15 protein-coding genes are annotated in these 18,157 nt (G+C 74.8%); 6 read left to right on the top strand and 9 right to left on the bottom strand.

The features are described from left to right. Positions 1 to 22: 22 nt before the first annotated feature. Positions 23 to 781, bottom strand: coding sequence for an SDR family oxidoreductase (locus ACFUVW_RS11160; protein ID WP_430571395.1), 759 nt, complete (start codon positions 779 to 781; stop codon positions 23 to 25). 52 nt (positions 782 to 833) lie between these two features. Then, positions 834 to 1,715 (bottom strand): alpha/beta fold hydrolase, encoded by an 882-nt coding sequence (locus tag ACFUVW_RS11155; RefSeq protein ID WP_430571394.1) that lies wholly within the window; start codon positions 1,713 to 1,715, stop codon positions 834 to 836. A 94-nt stretch (positions 1,716 to 1,809) separates the two neighbouring features. Between ACFUVW_RS11155 and ACFUVW_RS11150 the strand changes: the two genes are divergently transcribed. Continuing rightward, positions 1,810 to 2,517 (top strand): TetR/AcrR family transcriptional regulator, encoded by a 708-nt coding sequence (locus tag ACFUVW_RS11150; protein ID WP_430571393.1) that lies wholly within the window; start codon positions 1,810 to 1,812, stop codon positions 2,515 to 2,517. Positions 2,518 to 2,526: 9 nt separating this feature from the next. Here the strand turns inward: ACFUVW_RS11150 and ACFUVW_RS11145 are convergent, their stop codons facing one another. The 4 genes from ACFUVW_RS11145 to ACFUVW_RS11130 are packed head-to-tail and all read right to left on the bottom strand — an operon-like array spanning position 2,527 to position 6,209. Continuing rightward, positions 2,527 to 2,988: a DUF1801 domain-containing protein gene (locus ACFUVW_RS11145; RefSeq protein WP_430571392.1), complete on the bottom strand. Its 462-nt coding sequence runs from the start codon at positions 2,986 to 2,988 to the stop codon at positions 2,527 to 2,529. A gap of 37 nt (positions 2,989 to 3,025) precedes the next feature. After that, positions 3,026 to 3,973, bottom strand: coding sequence for a phosphotransferase (locus ACFUVW_RS11140; protein WP_430571391.1), 948 nt, complete (start codon positions 3,971 to 3,973; stop codon positions 3,026 to 3,028). 60 nt (positions 3,974 to 4,033) lie between these two features. After that, positions 4,034 to 4,753: an NUDIX hydrolase gene (locus ACFUVW_RS11135; RefSeq protein ID WP_430571390.1), complete on the bottom strand. Its 720-nt coding sequence runs from the start codon at positions 4,751 to 4,753 to the stop codon at positions 4,034 to 4,036. A gap of 7 nt (positions 4,754 to 4,760) precedes the next feature. Continuing rightward, positions 4,761 to 6,209, bottom strand: a complete 1,449-nt coding sequence (locus tag ACFUVW_RS11130; protein WP_430571389.1) for a GuaB1 family IMP dehydrogenase-related protein — start codon at positions 6,207 to 6,209, stop codon at positions 4,761 to 4,763. Positions 6,210 to 6,417: 208 nt separating this feature from the next. Here ACFUVW_RS11130 and dxs point away from each other — a divergent pair, with 208 nt between their 5' ends. The 5 genes from dxs to ACFUVW_RS11105 all read left to right on the top strand — a co-directional run bounded on the left by dxs (position 6,418) and on the right by ACFUVW_RS11105 (position 13,061). Further along, the gene (dxs, locus tag ACFUVW_RS11125) at positions 6,418 to 8,310 is read left to right on the top strand and encodes a 1-deoxy-D-xylulose-5-phosphate synthase (RefSeq protein ID WP_430571388.1); all 1,893 of its coding nucleotides are present in this window, start codon (positions 6,418 to 6,420) and stop codon (positions 8,308 to 8,310) included. Between the two features lie 48 nt (positions 8,311 to 8,358). Further along, positions 8,359 to 9,024 (top strand): HAD family hydrolase, encoded by a 666-nt coding sequence (locus ACFUVW_RS11120; protein ID WP_430571387.1) that lies wholly within the window; start codon positions 8,359 to 8,361, stop codon positions 9,022 to 9,024. A 95-nt stretch (positions 9,025 to 9,119) separates the two neighbouring features. After that, on the top strand, positions 9,120 to 11,375 hold the full coding sequence (gene pflB, locus ACFUVW_RS11115; protein ID WP_430571386.1) for a formate C-acetyltransferase: 2,256 nt from the start codon (positions 9,120 to 9,122) through the stop codon (positions 11,373 to 11,375). Between the two features lie 2 nt (positions 11,376 to 11,377). After that, complete coding sequence (pflA, locus tag ACFUVW_RS11110) at positions 11,378 to 12,247, top strand: pyruvate formate-lyase-activating protein (protein WP_430571385.1); 870 nt, start codon at positions 11,378 to 11,380, stop codon at positions 12,245 to 12,247. 46 nt (positions 12,248 to 12,293) lie between these two features. Beyond that, positions 12,294 to 13,061: a PIG-L deacetylase family protein gene (locus tag ACFUVW_RS11105; RefSeq protein ID WP_430571384.1), complete on the top strand. Its 768-nt coding sequence runs from the start codon at positions 12,294 to 12,296 to the stop codon at positions 13,059 to 13,061. A 47-nt stretch (positions 13,062 to 13,108) separates the two neighbouring features. On the opposite strand, the gene ACFUVW_RS11100 is transcribed toward ACFUVW_RS11105, so the two are convergent. From ACFUVW_RS11100 to ACFUVW_RS11090, 3 genes are all read right to left on the bottom strand, one after another. Continuing rightward, positions 13,109 to 14,224 carry a glutamate--cysteine ligase gene (locus ACFUVW_RS11100; protein ID WP_430571383.1) on the bottom strand — a complete coding sequence of 372 codons (1,116 nt, stop codon included), beginning with the start codon at positions 14,222 to 14,224 and terminating at the stop codon, positions 13,109 to 13,111. 268 nt (positions 14,225 to 14,492) lie between these two features. Further along, on the bottom strand, positions 14,493 to 16,649 hold the full coding sequence (locus tag ACFUVW_RS11095) for a 3-hydroxyacyl-CoA dehydrogenase NAD-binding domain-containing protein (RefSeq protein WP_430571382.1): 2,157 nt from the start codon (positions 16,647 to 16,649) through the stop codon (positions 14,493 to 14,495). Between the two features lie 3 nt (positions 16,650 to 16,652). After that, positions 16,653 to 17,918, bottom strand: a complete 1,266-nt coding sequence (locus tag ACFUVW_RS11090; protein WP_430571381.1) for a thiolase family protein — start codon at positions 17,916 to 17,918, stop codon at positions 16,653 to 16,655. Positions 17,919 to 18,157 lie beyond the last annotated feature (239 nt).

Here is an 18,157-nt window from a genome sequence, read left to right as displayed (position 1 = left end):
CGTCCTCCCGCGGTGTCGTGGGTCAGCGTCGCGCGGCGAGCCAGTCGGCGTGCCGCATGGTGCCCCGCCGCGCGCCCGGACCGGGCAGCAGCTCGTCCCCGGTCACCGTGGCGCCGAAGTACGTCGCAGCCGGGTCGACGACGACGCGGCGGGGGTCGCCCGCGGCGGCCAGGCCGGCGGCCACGAACGCCGGCAGCCGCATCGGCTCCGGCCCGCCGAGCTCGACGGTCGCGCCCGCCGGCCCCGCGTCGAGCACGCGCAGCAGCTCGGCGGCCACGTCGTCCTCCGCGACGGGCTGGTCGGCGACGTCGGGCAGCCGCACCTCCGAGCCGGAGGGGCCGTCGTGCGTGGACGCGTCCGCGATCCCCGTCGCGAACCCGAAGAACTGGGTGGCGGCCAGCACGGTGTACGGCCGCCCCGAGCCGGCGACCAGGTCCTCCTGAGACACCTTGGCCTGCAGGAACCCGGCGCCGTGCAGGCGGCGGGCGCCGACGACCGACAGGACCACGTGGTGCGCGACCCCGGCATCGCGCCCCGCCTCGAGCAGGGCACCCGTGCCGGCGGCGTAGAACGCACGGGCGCCGGCGGGTTCCAGCGTCGCGGGGCGGGAGACGTCGACCACCGCGTCCGCGCCGGCGACGGCGGCCACGACGCCGGCACCGGTCACGAGGTCGACCCCGGTGCGCCGCGAGGCGGCCACGGCGTCGTCGCCCCTGGCCCGCAGCAGCGCGACCAGCCGCGCCCCGATCCGGCCCGCCCCGCCGACGACGACCACCCGCATCCCGACCTCCCGTCGCCGCACCGGTCCCGTCCCCGGCCGGGGCGGGACGAGGTCACCGTCTCACGGCCGTCGGCACCGGCATCGGCACCGGTGCCGTGACGTGCGCGACGACGGCGGTCACGACGGCGGGGTCGTCGAGGATCCGGGTGTGCCCCAGGCCCCGGGTGGTCAGGAGCCCGCTGCCGGGGACGGCGGCATGCAGGAGCCGCGCTCCGGCGGACGGCGACATCCGGTCGTCGTCGTCCTGGACGAAGAGCGTCGCGACCCGCTCCGGGACGGGGTGCCCGACGAGGTCGAGCCGTGCGCGGACGTCGCGCACGCCGCCGGGGAAGGTGCGCTCGACGTGGTCGCAGAAGCGCTCGTGCAGCCCGGCCGGCATCCCGACCAGCCGCAGGAACGATGCGGCGATCGCGTCGAACCCGGTCGTCGCGGCCACCGCGACGAAGCGGTCCACGGGCAGCCCGTCGGCGAGCGCGAGCCCGGCCGCGAGGGCGCCGAGGGAGTGCCCGACGACGGCGGTGAACGGCCCCTCGGCGTCGTGCACCGCGCGGATCGCCGCCATGTGCTCGAGGGCGGACATCCGCCGGCCGCTCGAGCCCCCGTGGGCGACGCCGTCGAACGCGACGACGCCCAGGCCGGCCGCCTCGAGGGACGTGACGAGCCCGGCGAACCGCGAGGCCCGGCTCTTCCAGCCGTGCACGAGGAGCACGGTGGGCGCCCCGCGGTCGCCCCATCGGTAGGTGACGACGCGCTCGCCGGCGACGTCCACGGCGCGGCGCGTGGCGCGCTCGTGCACGGCGCGGTCGGCCGGGCGGACGGCGGCGGGCGCCCCGACGTGCCAGAACGCCCGGGCGGCGACGCGGATCGCGAGCGGGGGAGCGGCGGCGGACAGGGCGCGCAGGCCGGCGCTGACGGGGGTGGGGACGTAGGGCATGACGACCTCCGGGTGACGCGACCAGATGGAGACAAGGGATATCTGTACGAACGTTCGCACAGTAACACTGAACGAACGGTCGTACACTCGTCTCGTGACCACCGCGACGCCGACCCCCTCGTCAGGCACCCCGTCAGGAACCCGGACCGGCCCCCCGGACGACGCACCCACCGACGGGCGTCGCGTGCGCGGCGACCGGTCGCGCCGCGCCGTCCTCGACCTCGCCGTCCAGGATGCGTCCGTGCGCGGGCTCGAGGCCCTCACGCTCGGCTCGCTCGCCGCCCGGTTGCCCGTCAACAAGAGCGGGATCGCGGGGCTGTTCGGTGGCAAGGAGGGGCTGCAGCTCGCGGCCGTGGAGCACGCCCGCGGGATGTTCGTCGACGCGGTCGTCGTGCCCGCCCGGGCGGCCGCGCCGGGGCTCGCCCGGCTGTGGGCCCTCGTGGTGCGCTGGTCGGAGTACTCCCGCCGCCGGGTCTTCGAGGGCGGGTGCTTCTTCCGCACGGTGGAGGTCGAGTTCGATACCCAGGACGGCGCCGTGCGCGACGCGGTCGTCGCCGCCCACCGGGACTGGACGTCGTACCTGCGCCGGCACGCCGAGCTGGCGGTGGGCGCGGGGGAGCTCGCCGCCGACACCGACGTCGACCAGCTCGCCTTCGAGATCACCGCGATGCTGAACGCCGCGAACGACGGCTCGCTCCTGCTCGGCGACGACGCCGTCTACACCCGCGCGCTCGCGGCCGTGCGGGGCGCGCTGGAGTCCCGCGGCGCGGAGCCCGCGGCCCTCGGCGGCGCGAGTCGGTAGCCGGGCCCCTCAGCCCGCCGCCGGCTCCCCGCCCTCGCGCGCCCGCAGGCCGTACGTCCCCGCCGTGAGCGTGGCGTACGACGCGGCGACGATCTCCTTCAGGACGCCGAGGTCCACCTGCTCGACGTCCTTGAGGTACAGGCAGCCCACTCCCGTCGTGTGCGGGCCCAGGCGGGCCAGGGCGTCCGTGTGCGCCTCGACGCCGTCGGAGAGGTAGACGACGGACGCCGCCGCCCGCGGGGAGAACCCCGCCGCGGCGGCGTGCCCCGTGCGCCCGCTCGCGTAGGCGTACCGGTACTCGCCGAAGCCCACGATCGACGCGCCGAACATCCGCGCGGGCTGGCCGGTCGCCCGCTCCATGAGGGCGAGCAGCGTCTCGGCGTCCCGCCGCCGGGCGGGTCGCGCGACGGCGGCGACGAACGCGCGCGGGTCGGCGTCGGTCCAGGTGGTCTTCTGCGCGTCGCGGGTCATGACCCGATTCTGCCCCGGTCCTGCCCCCACCGGGCCCTCACAGAGCCTCGTCGAGCAGCGCCTCGAGGCCGTGCCGGCCGATCGGCAGCAGCCGGGGGTGCAGCTGGGGATGGGCCAGCATGTTCGTCGCGTACAGCAGCGACCAGCCCGCGGCCCGGGTCCACGTCGCGTCGTCCCAGCCGCGGCCGTCGTTCGCCCGGGCCTGGATCTCGGCGCGGCAGGCGGCGCGCCCCTCGTCGTCGAAGCACAGCCACAGCGAGCCCAGGTCGGAGGCGGGGTCGCCGGACGTCACGTCGCCCCAGTCGACGACGGCGGCCAGCCGGCCGGGACGGTCGCCGCGGCCGGGGGAGACCACCAGGTTGGCGGGGTGCGGGTCGCCGTGCAGCCAGACGGGCGGCCCGTCGTGCGCGGGCGCGCCGAGCGCTCGGTCCCAGAGCCGGCGGGCGACGGTGCGCGCGCCCGCCGGGACGGCCGCGAGGCGCTCGTCGAGCGCCCGCCGGTCCCGCGCCTCCGCCCGCCGCCCGAGCGCGACGCCGCGCACCGGGTTGGATGGCGCGTCGTCGGGGGCAGGCGCGTGGACGGCGGCGAGCAGGCGGCCGAACGCGCCCGCCCAGGCGGTGCGCGCGGCCACGGGAGTCGCCTCCGCGCTCACGCCGTCGGCCCACGGCACGACGGTCCAGGACCACGGGTAGCCGAGCGCCGCGCTCGGCCGCCCGACGCGCACCGGCACCGGCACGACGACGTCGGGCGCCGCCGCGCGGAGCCGGGCGGCGAGCGCGGGCAGCGCCCGCTGCTCGTGCTCGACGAGAGGCGCCGCCAGCGCGCGGCGCGGCAGCCGCACGGCGAGGTCGTCGCCGACCCGGAGCATGACGTTGTCCCAGCCGTGCGCCGCGACCTCCAGGGGCCGGTCGGCCAGGTCGGGGTGCTGCTCCGCGAGCAGCGCGCGGGTCAACGGGACGTCGACGTCGATCTCGGCGGCAGGCATCCGGAGATCATCCCAGGTCACGGGGTCCGACGGCGGCGTACGGGTCGGTCGGCGGGCGGCTCACAGCTCCCGCTCGCGGCCGTGGTCCCACGGCTCCGTCCACCCGAGGCGGTCGAACGCGGCGTCGAGGATGCCGGCGGTGAATCCCCACACGAGGTGCGGCACGCCGTCGCCGTCGAGCACCTCGAACCCCGGCCCGCGCCAGGTGCGGCCGGCGCGCCGCAGCACGGTCGTGACGCGGTGGTCGGGGTCCAGCAGGTCGGCCACGGGGGCGCGGAACACGTGCGACGACTCCGCGACGTCGACCACGCGCACGGGGGTGGGCCGTGCCCACCAGCCGAGCACGGGCGTCACGAGGTGGTTGCTCACCGGCATCGGCAGCTGCGCCAGGGTGCCGAGCACCTCGACGCCCCCGGTGTCGAGGCCGGTCTCCTCCACCGCCTCGCGCAGGGCGGCGTCGACGGGCGTCTCGCCGTCCTCCGCTCGCCCGCCGGGGAACGCGACCTGCCCGGCGTGCGAGCGCAGGGTCGCCGCCCGCTCCAGGAGCAGCACGTCGAGGTCCTGCGCGACGGCGAGGGCCTGGGCGTCGTGGTCCGCGGCGAGCTCGTCCAGCACGCCGAAGAGCACGAGGACGGCCGCGGGCCGGGCGGACGCGGCGTCCAGGTCGCCCCGCGCCAGCCCCCAGTCGGACAGGAAGGTGCCGTCCGACGCCAGGGCGGCGAGCTGCGCGCGGGCAGCCGCCGGCCCCGTGACCGGTCCCGTGCTCGTCCCCGGGCTCACCGCCGACTCACCAGCTCGTGGCGACCGGCATGCCCTCGGCGTAGCCGGCGGCGGACTGCACACCCACCAGCGCGCGCTCGTGGAACTCCCCGAGCGTGCGGGCACCGGCGTAGGTGCAGCTGGAGCGCAGGCCCGAGGTGATCTCGTCGAGCAGGTCCTCGACGCCCGGGCGCAGCGGGTCGAGGTACATCTTCCCGGTGGAGATGCCCTCCTCGTACAGGGCCTTGCGCGCGCGGCCGAACGCGGAGCCCGCCCCGGCGGTGCGTGCGGCGACGGCGCGCGCGGACGCCATGCCGAACGAGTCCTTGTAGAGGCGGCCGGTGCCGTCGTCGTGCAGGTCGCCGGGCGACTCGTACGTGCCGGCGAACCAGGAGCCGATCATCACCTGCGACGCGCCCGCGGCCAGCGCCAGCGCCACGTCGCGCGGGTGCCGCACGCCGCCGTCGGCCCACACGTGCTTGCCGAGCTCGCGCGCGGCGGCCGCGCACTCGAGGACGGCGGAGAACTGGGGCCGGCCCACGGCGGTCTGCATGCGCGTGGTGCACATGGCGCCCGGCCCGACGCCGACCTTGAGGATGTCCGCGCCGGCGGCCACGAGGTCGCGTACGCCGGCGGCGGTCACGACGTTCCCCGCCACGACGGGCACCTGCGGGTCGACCGAGCGCACGGCCTCGAGGGCCTGCAGCATCTTCGACTGGTGGCCGTGCGCCGTGTCGACGACCAGCACGTCCACGCCCGCGTCGAGGAGCTCGCGCGTCTTGGCCGCGACGTCGCCGTTGATGCCGACGGCGGCGCCGATGCGCAGGCGTCCCGCGGCGTCGAGCGCGGGCCGGTACACCGACGAGCGCACCGCGCCCTTGCGCGTGAGGACGCCCGCGAGGACGCCGTCGCGCACCACGGGCGCGAGGTGGATCTTCGCGGCGTGCATGCGCTCGAACGTGGCCTCGAGGCCCTCGGCGTCGATCGCCGCGGCGTCGAGCGTGACGACGTCGTCCGACATGACCTGGTGCACCTGCGCGAACCGGTCCACGGCGGCGCAGTCGCCCTCGGTGACGACGCCCACGGGCTTGCCGTCGGCCACCACGACCGCCGCGCCGTGCGCGCGCTTGCCCAGCAGCGTCAGCACCGTGGAGACGGTGTCGGTGGGCGCCACGACGACGGGCGTCTCGATGACGGGGTCCTTGGACTTCACGTCGGCCACGACGTCCGCGACGACGTCGACCGGGATGTCCTGCGGGATGATCGCGACGCCGCCGCGGCGGGCGACCGTCTCGGACATCCGGCGCCCCGCGACGGCCGTCATGTTCGCCACGACGACCGGGATGGTGGTGCCGGTGCCGTCGTCGGTCGAGAGGTCGACGTCGAAGCGGCTGGTCACGTCCGAGCGGGACGGGACCATGAAGACGTCGCCGTAGGTGAGGTCGGTGGTGGGCTGCTGCCCGTCGAGAAAGCGCACAGGTGTCCCCTGAGAGGTGTGTCGGGAGAGGACGAGCTACCTGGGTCGTCCCTCTGCCGAACGCTCGCCGGCGGTCACGTGTTCCCGTCGGCCAGGGTCGAAACTACCCTCTACCGCGCCCGCACGTGCCCGGGCGCGGTCCGTGGGACGTCCCGGACCACCGGGCGGGACCGCCTAGAGTGGTGTGGCTATGAACGGGGAGGAACGCATGAGCCTGCTGAGCGGCATCGGCTCGCCCGAGGACGTCCGCCGGCTCTCGCCGGCGCAGACGACGCAGCTCGCGGCGGAGATCCGGGCCTTCCTGGTCGACCAGGTGTCGCGCACCGGGGGGCACCTGGGGCCCAACCTGGGCGTCGTCGAGCTGACCATCGCGCTGCACCGCGTCTTCGCGTCCCCGCGGGACACCCTCGTCTTCGACACGGGGCACCAGGCGTACGTGCACAAGCTCCTCACGGGCCGGCAGGACTTCTCCGCGCTGCGCAAGGCGGGCGGCATGTCCGGCTACCCCTCGCGCGCCGAGTCCGAGCACGACGTCGTCGAGAACTCGCACGCGTCCACCGCGCTGTCGTGGGCCGACGGGGTCGCCAAGGCGAACGCCGTCCAGGGCCACCCGGAGAAGCACGTGGCCGCCGTCATCGGCGACGGCGCGCTCACCGGCGGCATGGCCTGGGAGGCGCTGAACAACATCGCGGCCTCCCAGGACCGGCGCCTCGTCATCGTGGTGAACGACAACGGGCGCTCCTACTCGCCGACCATCGGCGGCGTGGCCAACCACCTCGACACCCTGCGCACCACGCGCGGGTACGAGGCCTTCCTGTCGTGGGGCAAGCGCACCCTGCACCGCACGGGCGCGCCGGGCCGCTTCGCCTACGACTGGCTGCACGGGCTGAAGAAGGGCCTCAAGGACGTCGTCGCCCCGCAGGGCATGTTCGAGGACCTCGGGCTCAAGTACGTCGGCCCCGTCGACGGCCACGACGTCGCGGCGATGGAGCACGCGCTGCGCCGGGCCAAGGCGTACGGCGGCCCGGTGATCGTGCACGCCATCACCGAGAAGGGCCGCGGCTACACCCCGGCCGAGCAGGACGTCGCCGACCGCTTCCACGCCGTCGGGCAGATCCACCCCGAGACCGGGCTGCCCGTCGCGCCGTCGCGGTTCGGCTGGACCAAGGTCTTCGCCGACGAGATCGTGAAGATCGGCCGCGACCGGCGCGACGTCGTCGCGATCACCGCGGCGATGCTGCACCCCGTGGGCCTGGCGCCGTTCGCGCAGGAGTTCCCGGACCGCACGTTCGACGTCGGGATCGCCGAGCAGCACGCCGCGACCTCGGCGGCCGGCATGGCCTTCGCCGGGCTGCACCCGGTCGTCGCCGTCTACGCCACCTTCCTCAACCGCGCCTTCGACCAGGTGCTCATGGACGCGGCCCTGCACCGGGCGGGCGTGACGTTCGTGCTCGACCGGGCCGGCATCACCGGCGACGATGGCGCCAGCCACAACGGCATGTGGGACATGGCGATGCTGCGCATCGTCCCCGGGCTCCGGCTGGCCGCGCCGCGCGACGAGCCCACCCTGCGCGCCGCACTGCGCGCCGCCGTGGACGTCGACGACGCTCCCACGGTCGTGCGCTACCCCAAGGGCGCCGTCGGCGACCCTGTGCCCGCGCTCGAGGAGCTCGACGGCGTGGACGTCGTCGCGCGGCACGTGCCGGGGGCGGGCAGCGCCGCGGGCGGGCGCAAGGTGCTCGTCGTGGGCGTGGGGTCGATGGTGGGCACGGCGCTCGCGGCGGGCGAGTCCCTGGCCGCGCACGGCCTGACGGTCGACGTCGTCGCGCCGACGTGGGTGCTGCCGGTGCCCGAGGCGCTGGTGAAGCTCGCGGGCGAGCACGACCTCGTGCTGACGATCGAGGACGGCGTCGTCGACGGCGGCGTCGGCGCCATGACCGCCCAGCGGGCGGGGGAGCAGGGCGTGCGCACGCCGTTCGTGCACGTCGGCCTGCCGGTGGAGTTCCTCGATCACGCCAGCCGCGACCAGATCATCGGCCGGCAGCGGATGCGGGCCGAGGACGCCGTGCGCGACACGCTCGCGGCGCTCGCCCGCGACTGACGCGAGACGCGCGCCGCCGGGCACCCGGCGGCCGCTAGCCTCACGGTCATGATCTGGCTGCTCGACCTCGACAACACCCTGGTGGGCCGCGCGGAGGCGTTCGAGGCGTGGGCGTCCGGCGCCGTGGACGCCGCCGGCGCGGGCGCGGCCGACCTGGCGGCGATCCTGGCCGCCGACGAGGGCGGGCACGGCTCCAAGGCCGCGCTCGCCCGCGTGCTGATCGACCGTCTCGGCTGGGACGACGACGTGCCCGCCGCGATCGAGCGGTTCCGGGCGGGCATCCTCGACCGGGTGCGTCCGTACGACGGGGTGGTCTTCGCGCTCGACGTGCTGCGCGGCGCGGGCCACCGGGTGGCGGTCGTGACCAACGGGACGTCCGCGCAGCAGCGCGGCAAGATCGCGCGCTGCGGCCTCGGCGACCACGTCGACGCGGTCGTGGTGTCCGAGGAGGAGGGCGTCGCCAAGCCCCACCCGCGCCTGCTCGAGGTCGCCCTGGACCGGCTGGGCGCGGCGGACGTCGACCGGCGCCGGGTCTGGATGGTCGGCGACGCCGGGCACGCCGACGTCGCGGCCGGGCGCGCGGCGGGGACGCGCACGGCGTGGGTCTCGCACGGCCGGTCGTGGGAGGGGCCCGACCGGCCCGACATCGTCGCCGCGACGACGCGCGAGGCGATCGCGCTCGCGGCGTCCCCGCCCGGCGTCGTCCTGGACTGAGCCCTTCGCGGGTGTCTGCGACGTCACAGCCCCTCGACGTCGCTTGTGAAGACCTTCACGAATAGGATGTGGTCAGACCTCAAGGAGGGGCTCCCATGACCACCGACGCGGCACCCACGACGACCACCGCCTGGACGGGTTTCACCCCGGGGCCCTGGTGCGACGGCATCGACGTGCGCGACTTCATCCAGCGCAACTACACCCCGTACACGGGCGACGACGCGTTCCTCGCGGGGCCCACGGCGCGCACCACGGCGGTGTGGGAGAAGCTCTCGGCAATGTTCCCGACCGAGCGCGAGAAGGGTGTCCACGACGTCGACCCGCACACCCCGGCGGCCATCACCGCGCACGGGCCGGGCTACATCGACCGCGACGCCGAGCTGATCGTCGGCCTGCAGACCGACGCCCCGCTCAGGCGCGCGATCATGCCGAACGGCGGCTGGCGGATGGTCGAGGGCGCGCTGAAGTCGTACGGCTACCCGGTCGACGAGAACCTCAAGAAGGTCTTCACCGAGTACCGCAAGACGCACAACCAGGGCGTCTTCGACGTCTACCCGCCGAACGTCCGCGCCGCCCGCAGCTCGCACGTCATCACCGGCCTGCCGGACGCGTACGGGCGGGGCCGGATCATCGGCGACTACCGCCGCGTGGCGCTGTACGGCGTCGACCAGCTGATCGCCGCGAAGAAGGTCGACAAGCTCGGCCTCGACGTCCGGCCGTTCAGCGAGTCCGTGGCGCGCGAACGTGAGGAGCACGCGGAGCAGATCCGTGCGCTCGGCGAGCTCAAGGAGATGGCCGCGTCCTACGGGTACGACATCTCCGGACCGGCGACGACGGCCCGCGAGGCCGTGCAGTGGCTCTACTTCGGCTACCTCGCCGCGGTGAAGGAGCAGAACGGCGCCGCGATGTCGCTGGGACGCACGTCGACCTTCCTCGACGTCTACATCGAGCGCGACCTGGCCGCCGGGCGCCTCACCGAGACCGAGGCGCAGGAGATCGTCGACGACTTCGTCATCAAGCTCCGGATCGTGCGCTTCCTGCGCACCCCCGAGTACGACGCCCTGTTCTCCGGCGACCCGACCTGGGTCACCGAGACCATCGGCGGCATGGGCGAGGACGGCCGCCCGCTCGTCACGAAGAACTCGTTCCGCTTCCTGCAGACCCTGTACAACCTGGGCCCGGCGCCCGAGCCGAACATGACGGTCTTCTGGAGCCCGCGGCTGCCCGAGGGGTTCAAGGAGTTCTGCGCCAAGGTGTCGATCGACACGTCGGCGGTCCAGTACGAGTCGGACGAGCAGATCCGCCCCGCGTGGGGCGACGACGCGGCCATCGCGTGCTGCGTCTCGCCGATGGCGGTCGGCAAGCAGATGCAGTTCTTCGGCGCCCGCGTGAACCTCGCCAAGGCGCTGCTGTACGCGATCAACGGCGGCAAGGACGAGGTGACCGGCACGCAGGTGTCGCCGGCGTTCCCCGCCGTCGTGCCGGGGCTGCCGCTGGACTACGACGACGTCCGCGCCCGCTTCGACCGCACCATGGACTGGCTCGCCGAGACGTACGTCGAGGCGCTGAACTGCATCCACTGGTCGCACGACAAGTACGCGTACGAGCGGCTCGAGATGGCCCTGCACGACAGGGACGTGCTGCGCACCATGGCGTGCGGCATCGCGGGCCTGTCGGTCGCGGCGGACTCCCTGTCGGCGATCCGGTACGCCACCGTCACGCCGGTGACGGACGAGCGCGGCATCGTCGTCGACTACGAGACCGAGGGCGACTGGCCCGCCTACGGCAACGACGACGACCGCGTCGACGCCATCGCCGTCGAGCTCGTCGAGTCGTTCATGGCCAAGATCCGCAGCCACCGGATGTACCGCGACGCCGTGCCCACCCAGTCGGTGCTGACGATCACGTCCAACGTGGTCTACGGCAAGGCCACCGGGAACACCCCGGACGGCCGGCGTGCCGGCGAGCCCTTCTCGCCCGGCGCGAACCCGATGAACGGGCGCGACACGCACGGCATGCTCGCCTCCGCGCTGTCGGTGGCGAAGCTGCCCTACGACCAGGCGCAGGACGGGATCTCGCTGACCAACACCGTCGTGCCGTCCGGCCTCGGCCGCACCCGCGAGGAGCAGGTCGCGAACCTCGCCGGCCTGCTCGACGCCTCGGTGGCCTCGGGCGGCTACCACATGAACGTCAACGTCCTCGTGCGCGAGACGCTCGAGGACGCCATGGAGCACCCGGAGAAGTACCCGCAGCTCACGATCCGCGTGTCCGGCTACGCGGTGAACTTCGTGCGGCTGACCCGCGAGCAGCAGCTGGACGTGCTGTCGCGGACGTTCCACGGGGGGCTCTGACCATGACTGCCGGCCCGGCGTTGCTGGACGCCCCCTCCCGGCGCCGGGCCGGCGCCGGCCTGCGGGGGATCGAGACGGTCGACACCGACGAGGTGGGCCGGTCCGACCGCCTGGCGCTGATGCGCTCGGGCGAGCTCGGCTCGGTGCACTCCTGGGAGCTCGTGACCGCCGTGGACGGCCCCGGCACCCGCCTGACGGTGTTCCTCAGCGGCTGTCCGCTGCGCTGCCTGTACTGCCACAACCCCGACACGCTCGCGATGAAGGACGGCGAGCCCGTCCTCGTCGACGACCTGCTGGCCCGCGTGGCGCGCTACCGCGGCATCTTCACCGCCACGGGCGGCGGCCTCACGCTCTCGGGCGGCGAGGTGCTCATGCAGCCGGCGTTCGCCGCGCGGGTCCTGCGCGGCGCGAAGCAGCTCGGGGTGCACACGACGCTCGACACCTCCGGCTTCCTCGGCGCCCACGCGGCCGACGCGATGCTGGACGACACCGACCTCGTGCTCCTCGACATCAAGGCGGGTGACGAGGAGACCTACCAGCGCGTCACGGGGCGCTCGCTCGCCCCCACGCTGCGGTTCGGGCGCCGCCTTGCCGAGCGCGGCGTGACGGTCTGGGTGCGCTTCGTGCTGGTGCCGGGCCTCACCGACGACCCGGCGAACGTGGCCGCCGTCGCCCGCCACGCCGCCGACATCGAGGCCGTGCGCCCGGGCACCGTGGAGCGCGTCGAGGTGCTGCCCTTCCATCAGATGGCCCGTGACAAGTGGGCCGAGCTCGGGCGGGCCTACGAGCTCGACGACACGCAGCCCCCGAACCCCGAGGCGGCCGAGGCCGTGCGCGACGTCTTCCGCGCCCACCGGCTCACGACGTACTGACCGGCCGGCGCGCGCGACCGCGCGTCGTCGTCGCTAGCGTGGCGCCATGACGACGACGCCGGACCACCCGCACGAGACCGACGTGCTGCAGCCCCTCGACGAGAGCTGGACCACGGCGCTCGCGGTGGTGGCGCACCCCGACGACATGGAGTTCGGGGCGGCCGCCGCGGTCGCCCGCTGGACGGGTCAGGGCAAGCGCGTCGTCTACTCCATGGTGACCAGCGGCGAGGCTGGGATCGACGGCATGCACCCCGAGGAGGCGCGCCGGGTGCGCGAGGCCGAGCAGGTCGCCTCGGCGCGCGCCGTCGGGGTCGAGGAGGTCGAGTTCCTCGGCTTCACGGACGGCGTGATCGAGTACGGCCTGCCGCTGCGCCGGGCGATCGCCGGGGCGGTGCGCCGGCACCGCCCCGAGATCGTCATCACGGGCAACTACCGCGAGACCTTCCCCGGCGGGATGCTCAACCAGGCCGACCACATCGCGACCGGCCGCGCCGTCGTCGACGCCGTCCGCGACGCCGGCAACCGCTGGGTCTTCCAGGACCAGCTCGAGGACGAGGACCTCGAGCCGTGGGGCGGAGTACGCCAGGTGTGGGCCGCCGGGTCGCCCGCCGCGGAGCACGCGGTGGACGTCACCGACACCTTCGACGCCGGGGTCGCCTCGCTGCGGGCCCACGCCGCCTACCTCGACGGTCTCGGGTGGGAGCACTTCGACCCGGCCGAGTTCCTCGCCCGCATGACGTCGGCCACCGGGCCGCGCCTCGGCGTCGCCCACGCCACACCCTTCGAGGTGCTGCGCATGGGCTGGGACGACTGACGACCGACGACCGACGACCGGGCGTCCCGCGACGCCGGTCCGGTCGCTCAGGCGTGCGTCGCGGCCACGGCGCGCTCGACGACGACGCGCAGGTCGCCGTCGCCGGCGGCGCGCCAGGCCCGCTGGCGCGTCGCGCCGTCCCCGGACGCCCAGAGCCGCCCGAGCAGTTCGGTGACGGCGTCCAGGTCGCCGGCGTCGACGAGCGCGTCGCGGACGTGCGCCACGAGCTGCCCGACGACGTCGTGCGCCCCCGCGGGCCGCCACGTGAGCGGGGACAGGAGGTCGTCCGAGAGGCCGGACCGACCCGCCCGCCAGGCGGCCGTGCGCAGCAGCTCGGTGCGCAGCAGCGGCGCGGGCAGACCGTCCGCCGCCTCGCGCGCGGCCGTCTCGACCAGGCCGCGGGCCAGCGCGCCCAGGAGGGTCGCGGTGTCCGCGTCGAGGCAGACGTCGGCGATGCGCACCTCGACGGTCGGGTAGCGCGACGAGAGACGGGCGTCGAAGTAGACCATGTTCTGGTCGAGGATCGTGCCGGTCGCGACGAGGTCGTCTACGGCCTCGTGGTAGGCCTCCGGGGAGCCGAACGACCGCGCCGGGCCCGACGTGGGCCAGCGCGCCCAGACCTGCGAGCGGTAGCTCGCGAACCCCGAGTCCTCGCCCTGCCAGAAGGGCGAGTTGGCGCTGAGGGCCAGCAGCACCGACAGCCAGGGCCCGATCCGGTCGAGCACGGCCACGCCCTCGGCGTCGTCGGCCACCGCGACGTGCACGTGGCAGCCGCTGGTGAGCTGCTCGCGCGCGGTGAGGCCGAACCTGGCCCGCGCCTCCAGATAGCGCAGGCGGGCCACCGTCGTGCCCTCGAACGGCCAGGGCGAGGTGGCCAGCGCGGCGACCTGGGCGCCCACCCGGTCGGCCGCGGTCTGCGCCCGCCGCCGCCCCGCACGGATCTCCGCGGCGAGGTCGGACAGCTCGCGGCGGGGGTGGGTCGCCGTCTCGAGCTGCTCCTCCATGAACTCGGCCTCGAGCGCGCCCCCGCCGGTCGTGGCGGAGGGGCGCGCGGGCCCGGCGTCCTGCCCGGAGGCGTCGAGCGCCTCGGAGGCTCGGGCGACCGGTCGGCCGTCGTCGTCGACCAGGAGGAACTCCTCCTCGATCCCCACGGTGCGCTTCACCGGGGCAGTCTCACACGCGCGGGGGGCACGGTCGAGAACCCCGCCCGCTCAGGCCTGCTCGCGTCGCGGCCGGGCGGCGCGTCGAGCCTCGCCGATCGCCACGACCGTGCCGCGACCAGGGCGACGTGGTCGAACAGGGTGGCGATCGACCCCGGGCGCCAAACGCGCCGCCGGCCGGCCCCCGCGCGGGGGACCGGCCGTCGGACGGGCGCCGGTGGGACCGGCTGACCCGCCCCGAGGAGGAGGTGTCAGGTGATGTCGGCCCGCGTCAGGCGACGACCTCGGGGACGTTCGCGACGCCGTCGGGCAGGATCCGGCGGTCCAGGACCTTCGCCGAGTACCCGGCACGGTCGAGGTACGGCGTGATGCCGCCCGTGTGGAAGCCCCACCCGGCGCCGAGGATCATGCACAGGTCGATCTGCTGCGGCCCGGCGACCACGCCCTCGGAGAGCATGTGGCCGACCTCGACCGTGAGCGCCGTGAGGACCGAGTCGAGCACGCCCGCGGCGTCGAGCACGGGGGTCCCGTGGCGCCCCTCGGCGCCGGCCGGGAGGGCCTCGCCGAAGACGGCCTGGATCGCCGGGTCGACCGGCTTGGGCAGACCGGGCGCGGGGCGGTCCAGCACGACGCGCGTGCCGTCGGCCACGAGCTTCTCCAGGCCGGGGGAGGTCGGGAAGCGGTCGCCCAGGTCCTCGCGCAGCGAGGTGAGCACGTGCAGGCCGACGGCGGGGCCGACGAGGTCGAAGAGCTCGAAGGTCGGCATCGGGAAGCCGAGGGGGGCGAGCGCCGTGTCGGCGACCTCGACCGACGTGCCGTTCTCGATGGCCTCGACGACCTTGCCCATGACGAGCACGAGCAGCCGGTTGACGACGAAGCCCGGCCGGTCGGCGACGAGCACCGCCGTCTTGCGCAGCTTCTTCGTGATGGCGAAGGCCGTGGCCAGCGCCTCGTCGGAGGTCCTCTCGGCCTTCACGACCTCGACCAGCGGCATCTGGGCCACCGGGTTGAAGAAGTGGATGCCCACGACCCGCTCGGGGTGCCGGAGGTCCGCCGCCATCTCGGTGACGGACAGCGCGGAGGTGTTCGTCGCGAGGATCGTGTCCTCCGAGACGATGCCCTCGAGCTCGGCGAAGACCTTCTTCTTGAGGCCCATGACCTCGGTGACCGCCTCGATCACCACGTCGCAGGTGGCGAACTCGCCGATCTCCGTGGTGCCGGTGACGCTCGCGACGATGCGCGCGGCGGCCTCGGGTGTCATCCGCCCGCGCCCGACGAGCTTCTCGACGGTGGCCCGGACGAAGCCGAGGCCCTTGTCGACCCGCGCCTGGTCGAGGTCGCGCATGACGACCGGCACGCCGAGGCGCTGCGCGACGAGCAGGGCGATCTGCGCCGCCATGAGGCCGGCGCCGACGATGCCGACGCGGGTAACCGGGCGGGCCAGGCTCTTGTCCGGAGCGCCGACGGGCTTCTTGCCGCCCGAGACGAGCTGGAACGCGTAGACGCTCGCGCGCATCTCGTCGGACATGATGAGGTCGGCCAGCGCCTGGTCCTCGGCGGCGAACGCCTCCTCGCGGGTCGCGGTGCGAGCCGCGGCCAGCAGGTCGAGGGCGCGGTAGGGCGCCGGGCGCGAGCCCGCGACGACGGCGTCGAGCCGCTGGCGGGTGGCCGCCACGACGGCATCCCACACCGGCTGCGGGTCGAGCTCGCGGCGGGGCACCTCGACCTCGCCGCGCAGGACGCGCGAGGCCCACAGGATCGACTGCTCGAGGAAGTCGGCCGCCTCGAAGAGCTGGTCCACGAGGCCGATCTGCGCGGCCTCGGCCGCCTTGAACGGCTTCTGCGTCGCGGGACGGGTGAGGATGACGTCGACGGCCGTCTCGATGCCCACGAGGCGCGGCACGAGGTAGGCGCCGCCCCAGCCGGGGACGAGGCCGAGGCCGGTCTCGGGAAGGCCGAGCGCGGGGGCGTCGGACGACACGGTGCGGTAGTCGCAGTTCAGCGCGACCTCGAGGCCGCCACCGAGGGCGAGGCCGTTGACGAACGCGAACGTCGGCACGCCCATCGTGTGCAGCAGCTCGTAGGCGGCGTGCCCGGAGCGGCCGAGCTCGAGCGCCTGCTCGTGCGACGTGACGGTCGAGACCTGCAGCAGGTCCGCGCCCGCCGCGAGGAAGTACGGCTTGCCGGTGACGGCGACGGCGGCGATCTCGCCACGGCCGGCGCGCTCCTGCAGCGCGGTGAGCGCCGCGGTGAGCTCGGCCATGCCCTCCGGGCCCAGCGTGTTGGGCTTGGTGTGGTCGAGGCCGTTGTCGAGGGTGACGAGCGCGAGGGTGCCCGCGCCGCCGGGGAGCTGGACGTCTCGGACGAGCGAGTGCGTGACGCGCTCGGCGCGGACGCCGGAGGTGTTCTCGGTCTGGTTCTCCGGCATGGGTCAGTTCTCCTCGTCCGTCGCGGTGCTGGTCTGCTCGGCGGTGTGGCCGGAGTAGTCGGCGTGGTGCGGGTTCTCCCAGATCACGGTGCCGCCCTGGCCGAGGCCCACGCACATGGTGGTGATGCCGTACCGGACCTCGGGGTGCTTCGCGAACTGGTGCGCGAGCTGCGTCATCAGGCGCACGCCCGAGCTGGCCAGCGGGTGGCCCATGGCGATGGCGCCGCCGTACGGGTTGACGCGCTCGTCGTCGTCCGCGATGCCGTAGTGGTCGAGGAAGCTCAGCACCTGCACGGCGAAGGCCTCGTTGATCTCGAACAGGCCGATGTCCTCGATCGTGAGGCCGGCCTGGGCGAGCGCCTTGTCGGTGGCCGGGACCGGGCCGTAGCCCATGATCGACGGGTCGACGCCGGCGAACGCGGAGGAGACCAGGCGCATCGCGACCGGCAGGCCCAGCTCGGCCGCGGTGTCGCCCGAGGCGAGCAGCGCGGCGGTGGCGCCGTCGGTCAGCGGGGACGCGTTGCCCGCGGTGACGCGGCCGCCCGGGCGGAACGGCGTCTTGAGGTTCGCGATGCCCTCGACGGTCGTGCCGGGGCGCGGCAGCTCGTCGGCGGTGGCGAGGCCCCAGCCCTGCTCGGCCGAGCGCACCGCGACGGGGACGAGCTCCGGCCCGACGTCGCCGTTGGCGAGCGCCTTGGCGTACTTGGCCTGGCTGTTCACGGCGTAGGCGTCCGCGCGCTCCTTGGTGAGGTGCGGGAACTTGTCGTGCAGGTTCTCGGCCGTGACGCCCATGTTGAGGGCCTCGGGGTCCACGAGCTTCTCGGACAGGAAGCGCGGGTTCGGGTCGGCGTCGAAGCCCATCGGGTGGCGTCCCATGTGCTCCACGCCGCCGGCGATCACGACGTCGGCGCTGCCGGTCGCGATGCCGGCGGCGGTGGTCGTGACGGCGGTCATCGCGCCCGCGCACATGCGGTCGATGGCGAAGCCGGGGACGGTCTGGGGGAGGCCGGCGAGCATCCCCACGGTGCGGCCGAGGGTCAGGCCCTGGTCGCCCTGCTGGGTGGTGGCGGCGATGGCCACCTCGTCCACGCGCTCGCCCGGCAGCTCGGGGTGGCGGCGCAGCAGCTCGCGGACGGCCTTGACGACGAGGTCGTCGGCGCGCGTCTCCGCGTACAGGCCGTCGGGCCGGGCCTTGCCGAACGGCGTGCGCACGCCCTCGACGAAGACGACGTCGCGCAGCGCGCGGCGGGCCGGGTTCCGTGTGGTCATGGAAGCTCCATCCGCAGGCGGGGGTCGGGACTTCGGCGTCCGACGAGCGACGCCGCTCTCGGGCGACGACCCGGTGGGGCCGGCGCCGAGGTACACGCTACCGCGAGTACCGGGAACCAGGATAGACCACTCTGAGACCCCGTCTCACCAGAGTTGTCAGGGCCACGCGCAGGTTCTGGTGCGCGTGGCCCTGACAACTGTCCGGCCCGCGAGTTGTGAGGGGCGGGAGCGTCGATACC

Source organism: Isoptericola sp. NPDC057391 (genome assembly GCF_042668085.1).
Taxonomy (GTDB): domain Bacteria; phylum Actinomycetota; class Actinomycetes; order Actinomycetales; family Cellulomonadaceae; genus Isoptericola.
This window is presented reverse-complemented; position numbering and strand designations above follow the sequence as displayed.

Coding starts and splice junctions, on each gene's coding strand:
- ACFUVW_RS11145 (WP_430571392.1), bottom strand. CDS start 2,988: ATGACCCGCGACGCGCAGAAGACCACCTGGACCGACGCCGACCCGCGC.
- ACFUVW_RS11160 (WP_430571395.1), bottom strand. CDS start 781: ATGCGGGTGGTCGTCGTCGGCGGGGCGGGCCGGATCGGGGCGCGGCTG.
- ACFUVW_RS11090 (WP_430571381.1), bottom strand. CDS start 17,918: ATGACCACACGGAACCCGGCCCGCCGCGCGCTGCGCGACGTCGTCTTC.
- ACFUVW_RS11140 (WP_430571391.1), bottom strand. CDS start 3,973: ATGCCTGCCGCCGAGATCGACGTCGACGTCCCGTTGACCCGCGCGCTG.
- ACFUVW_RS11095 (WP_430571382.1), bottom strand. CDS start 16,649: ATGCCGGAGAACCAGACCGAGAACACCTCCGGCGTCCGCGCCGAGCGC.
- pflA (WP_430571385.1), top strand. CDS start 11,378: ATGACTGCCGGCCCGGCGTTGCTGGACGCCCCCTCCCGGCGCCGGGCC.
- ACFUVW_RS11105 (WP_430571384.1), top strand. CDS start 12,294: ATGACGACGACGCCGGACCACCCGCACGAGACCGACGTGCTGCAGCCC.
- dxs (WP_430571388.1), top strand. CDS start 6,418: ATGAGCCTGCTGAGCGGCATCGGCTCGCCCGAGGACGTCCGCCGGCTC.
- pflB (WP_430571386.1), top strand. CDS start 9,120: ATGACCACCGACGCGGCACCCACGACGACCACCGCCTGGACGGGTTTC.
- ACFUVW_RS11120 (WP_430571387.1), top strand. CDS start 8,359: ATGATCTGGCTGCTCGACCTCGACAACACCCTGGTGGGCCGCGCGGAG.
- ACFUVW_RS11155 (WP_430571394.1), bottom strand. CDS start 1,715: ATGCCCTACGTCCCCACCCCCGTCAGCGCCGGCCTGCGCGCCCTGTCC.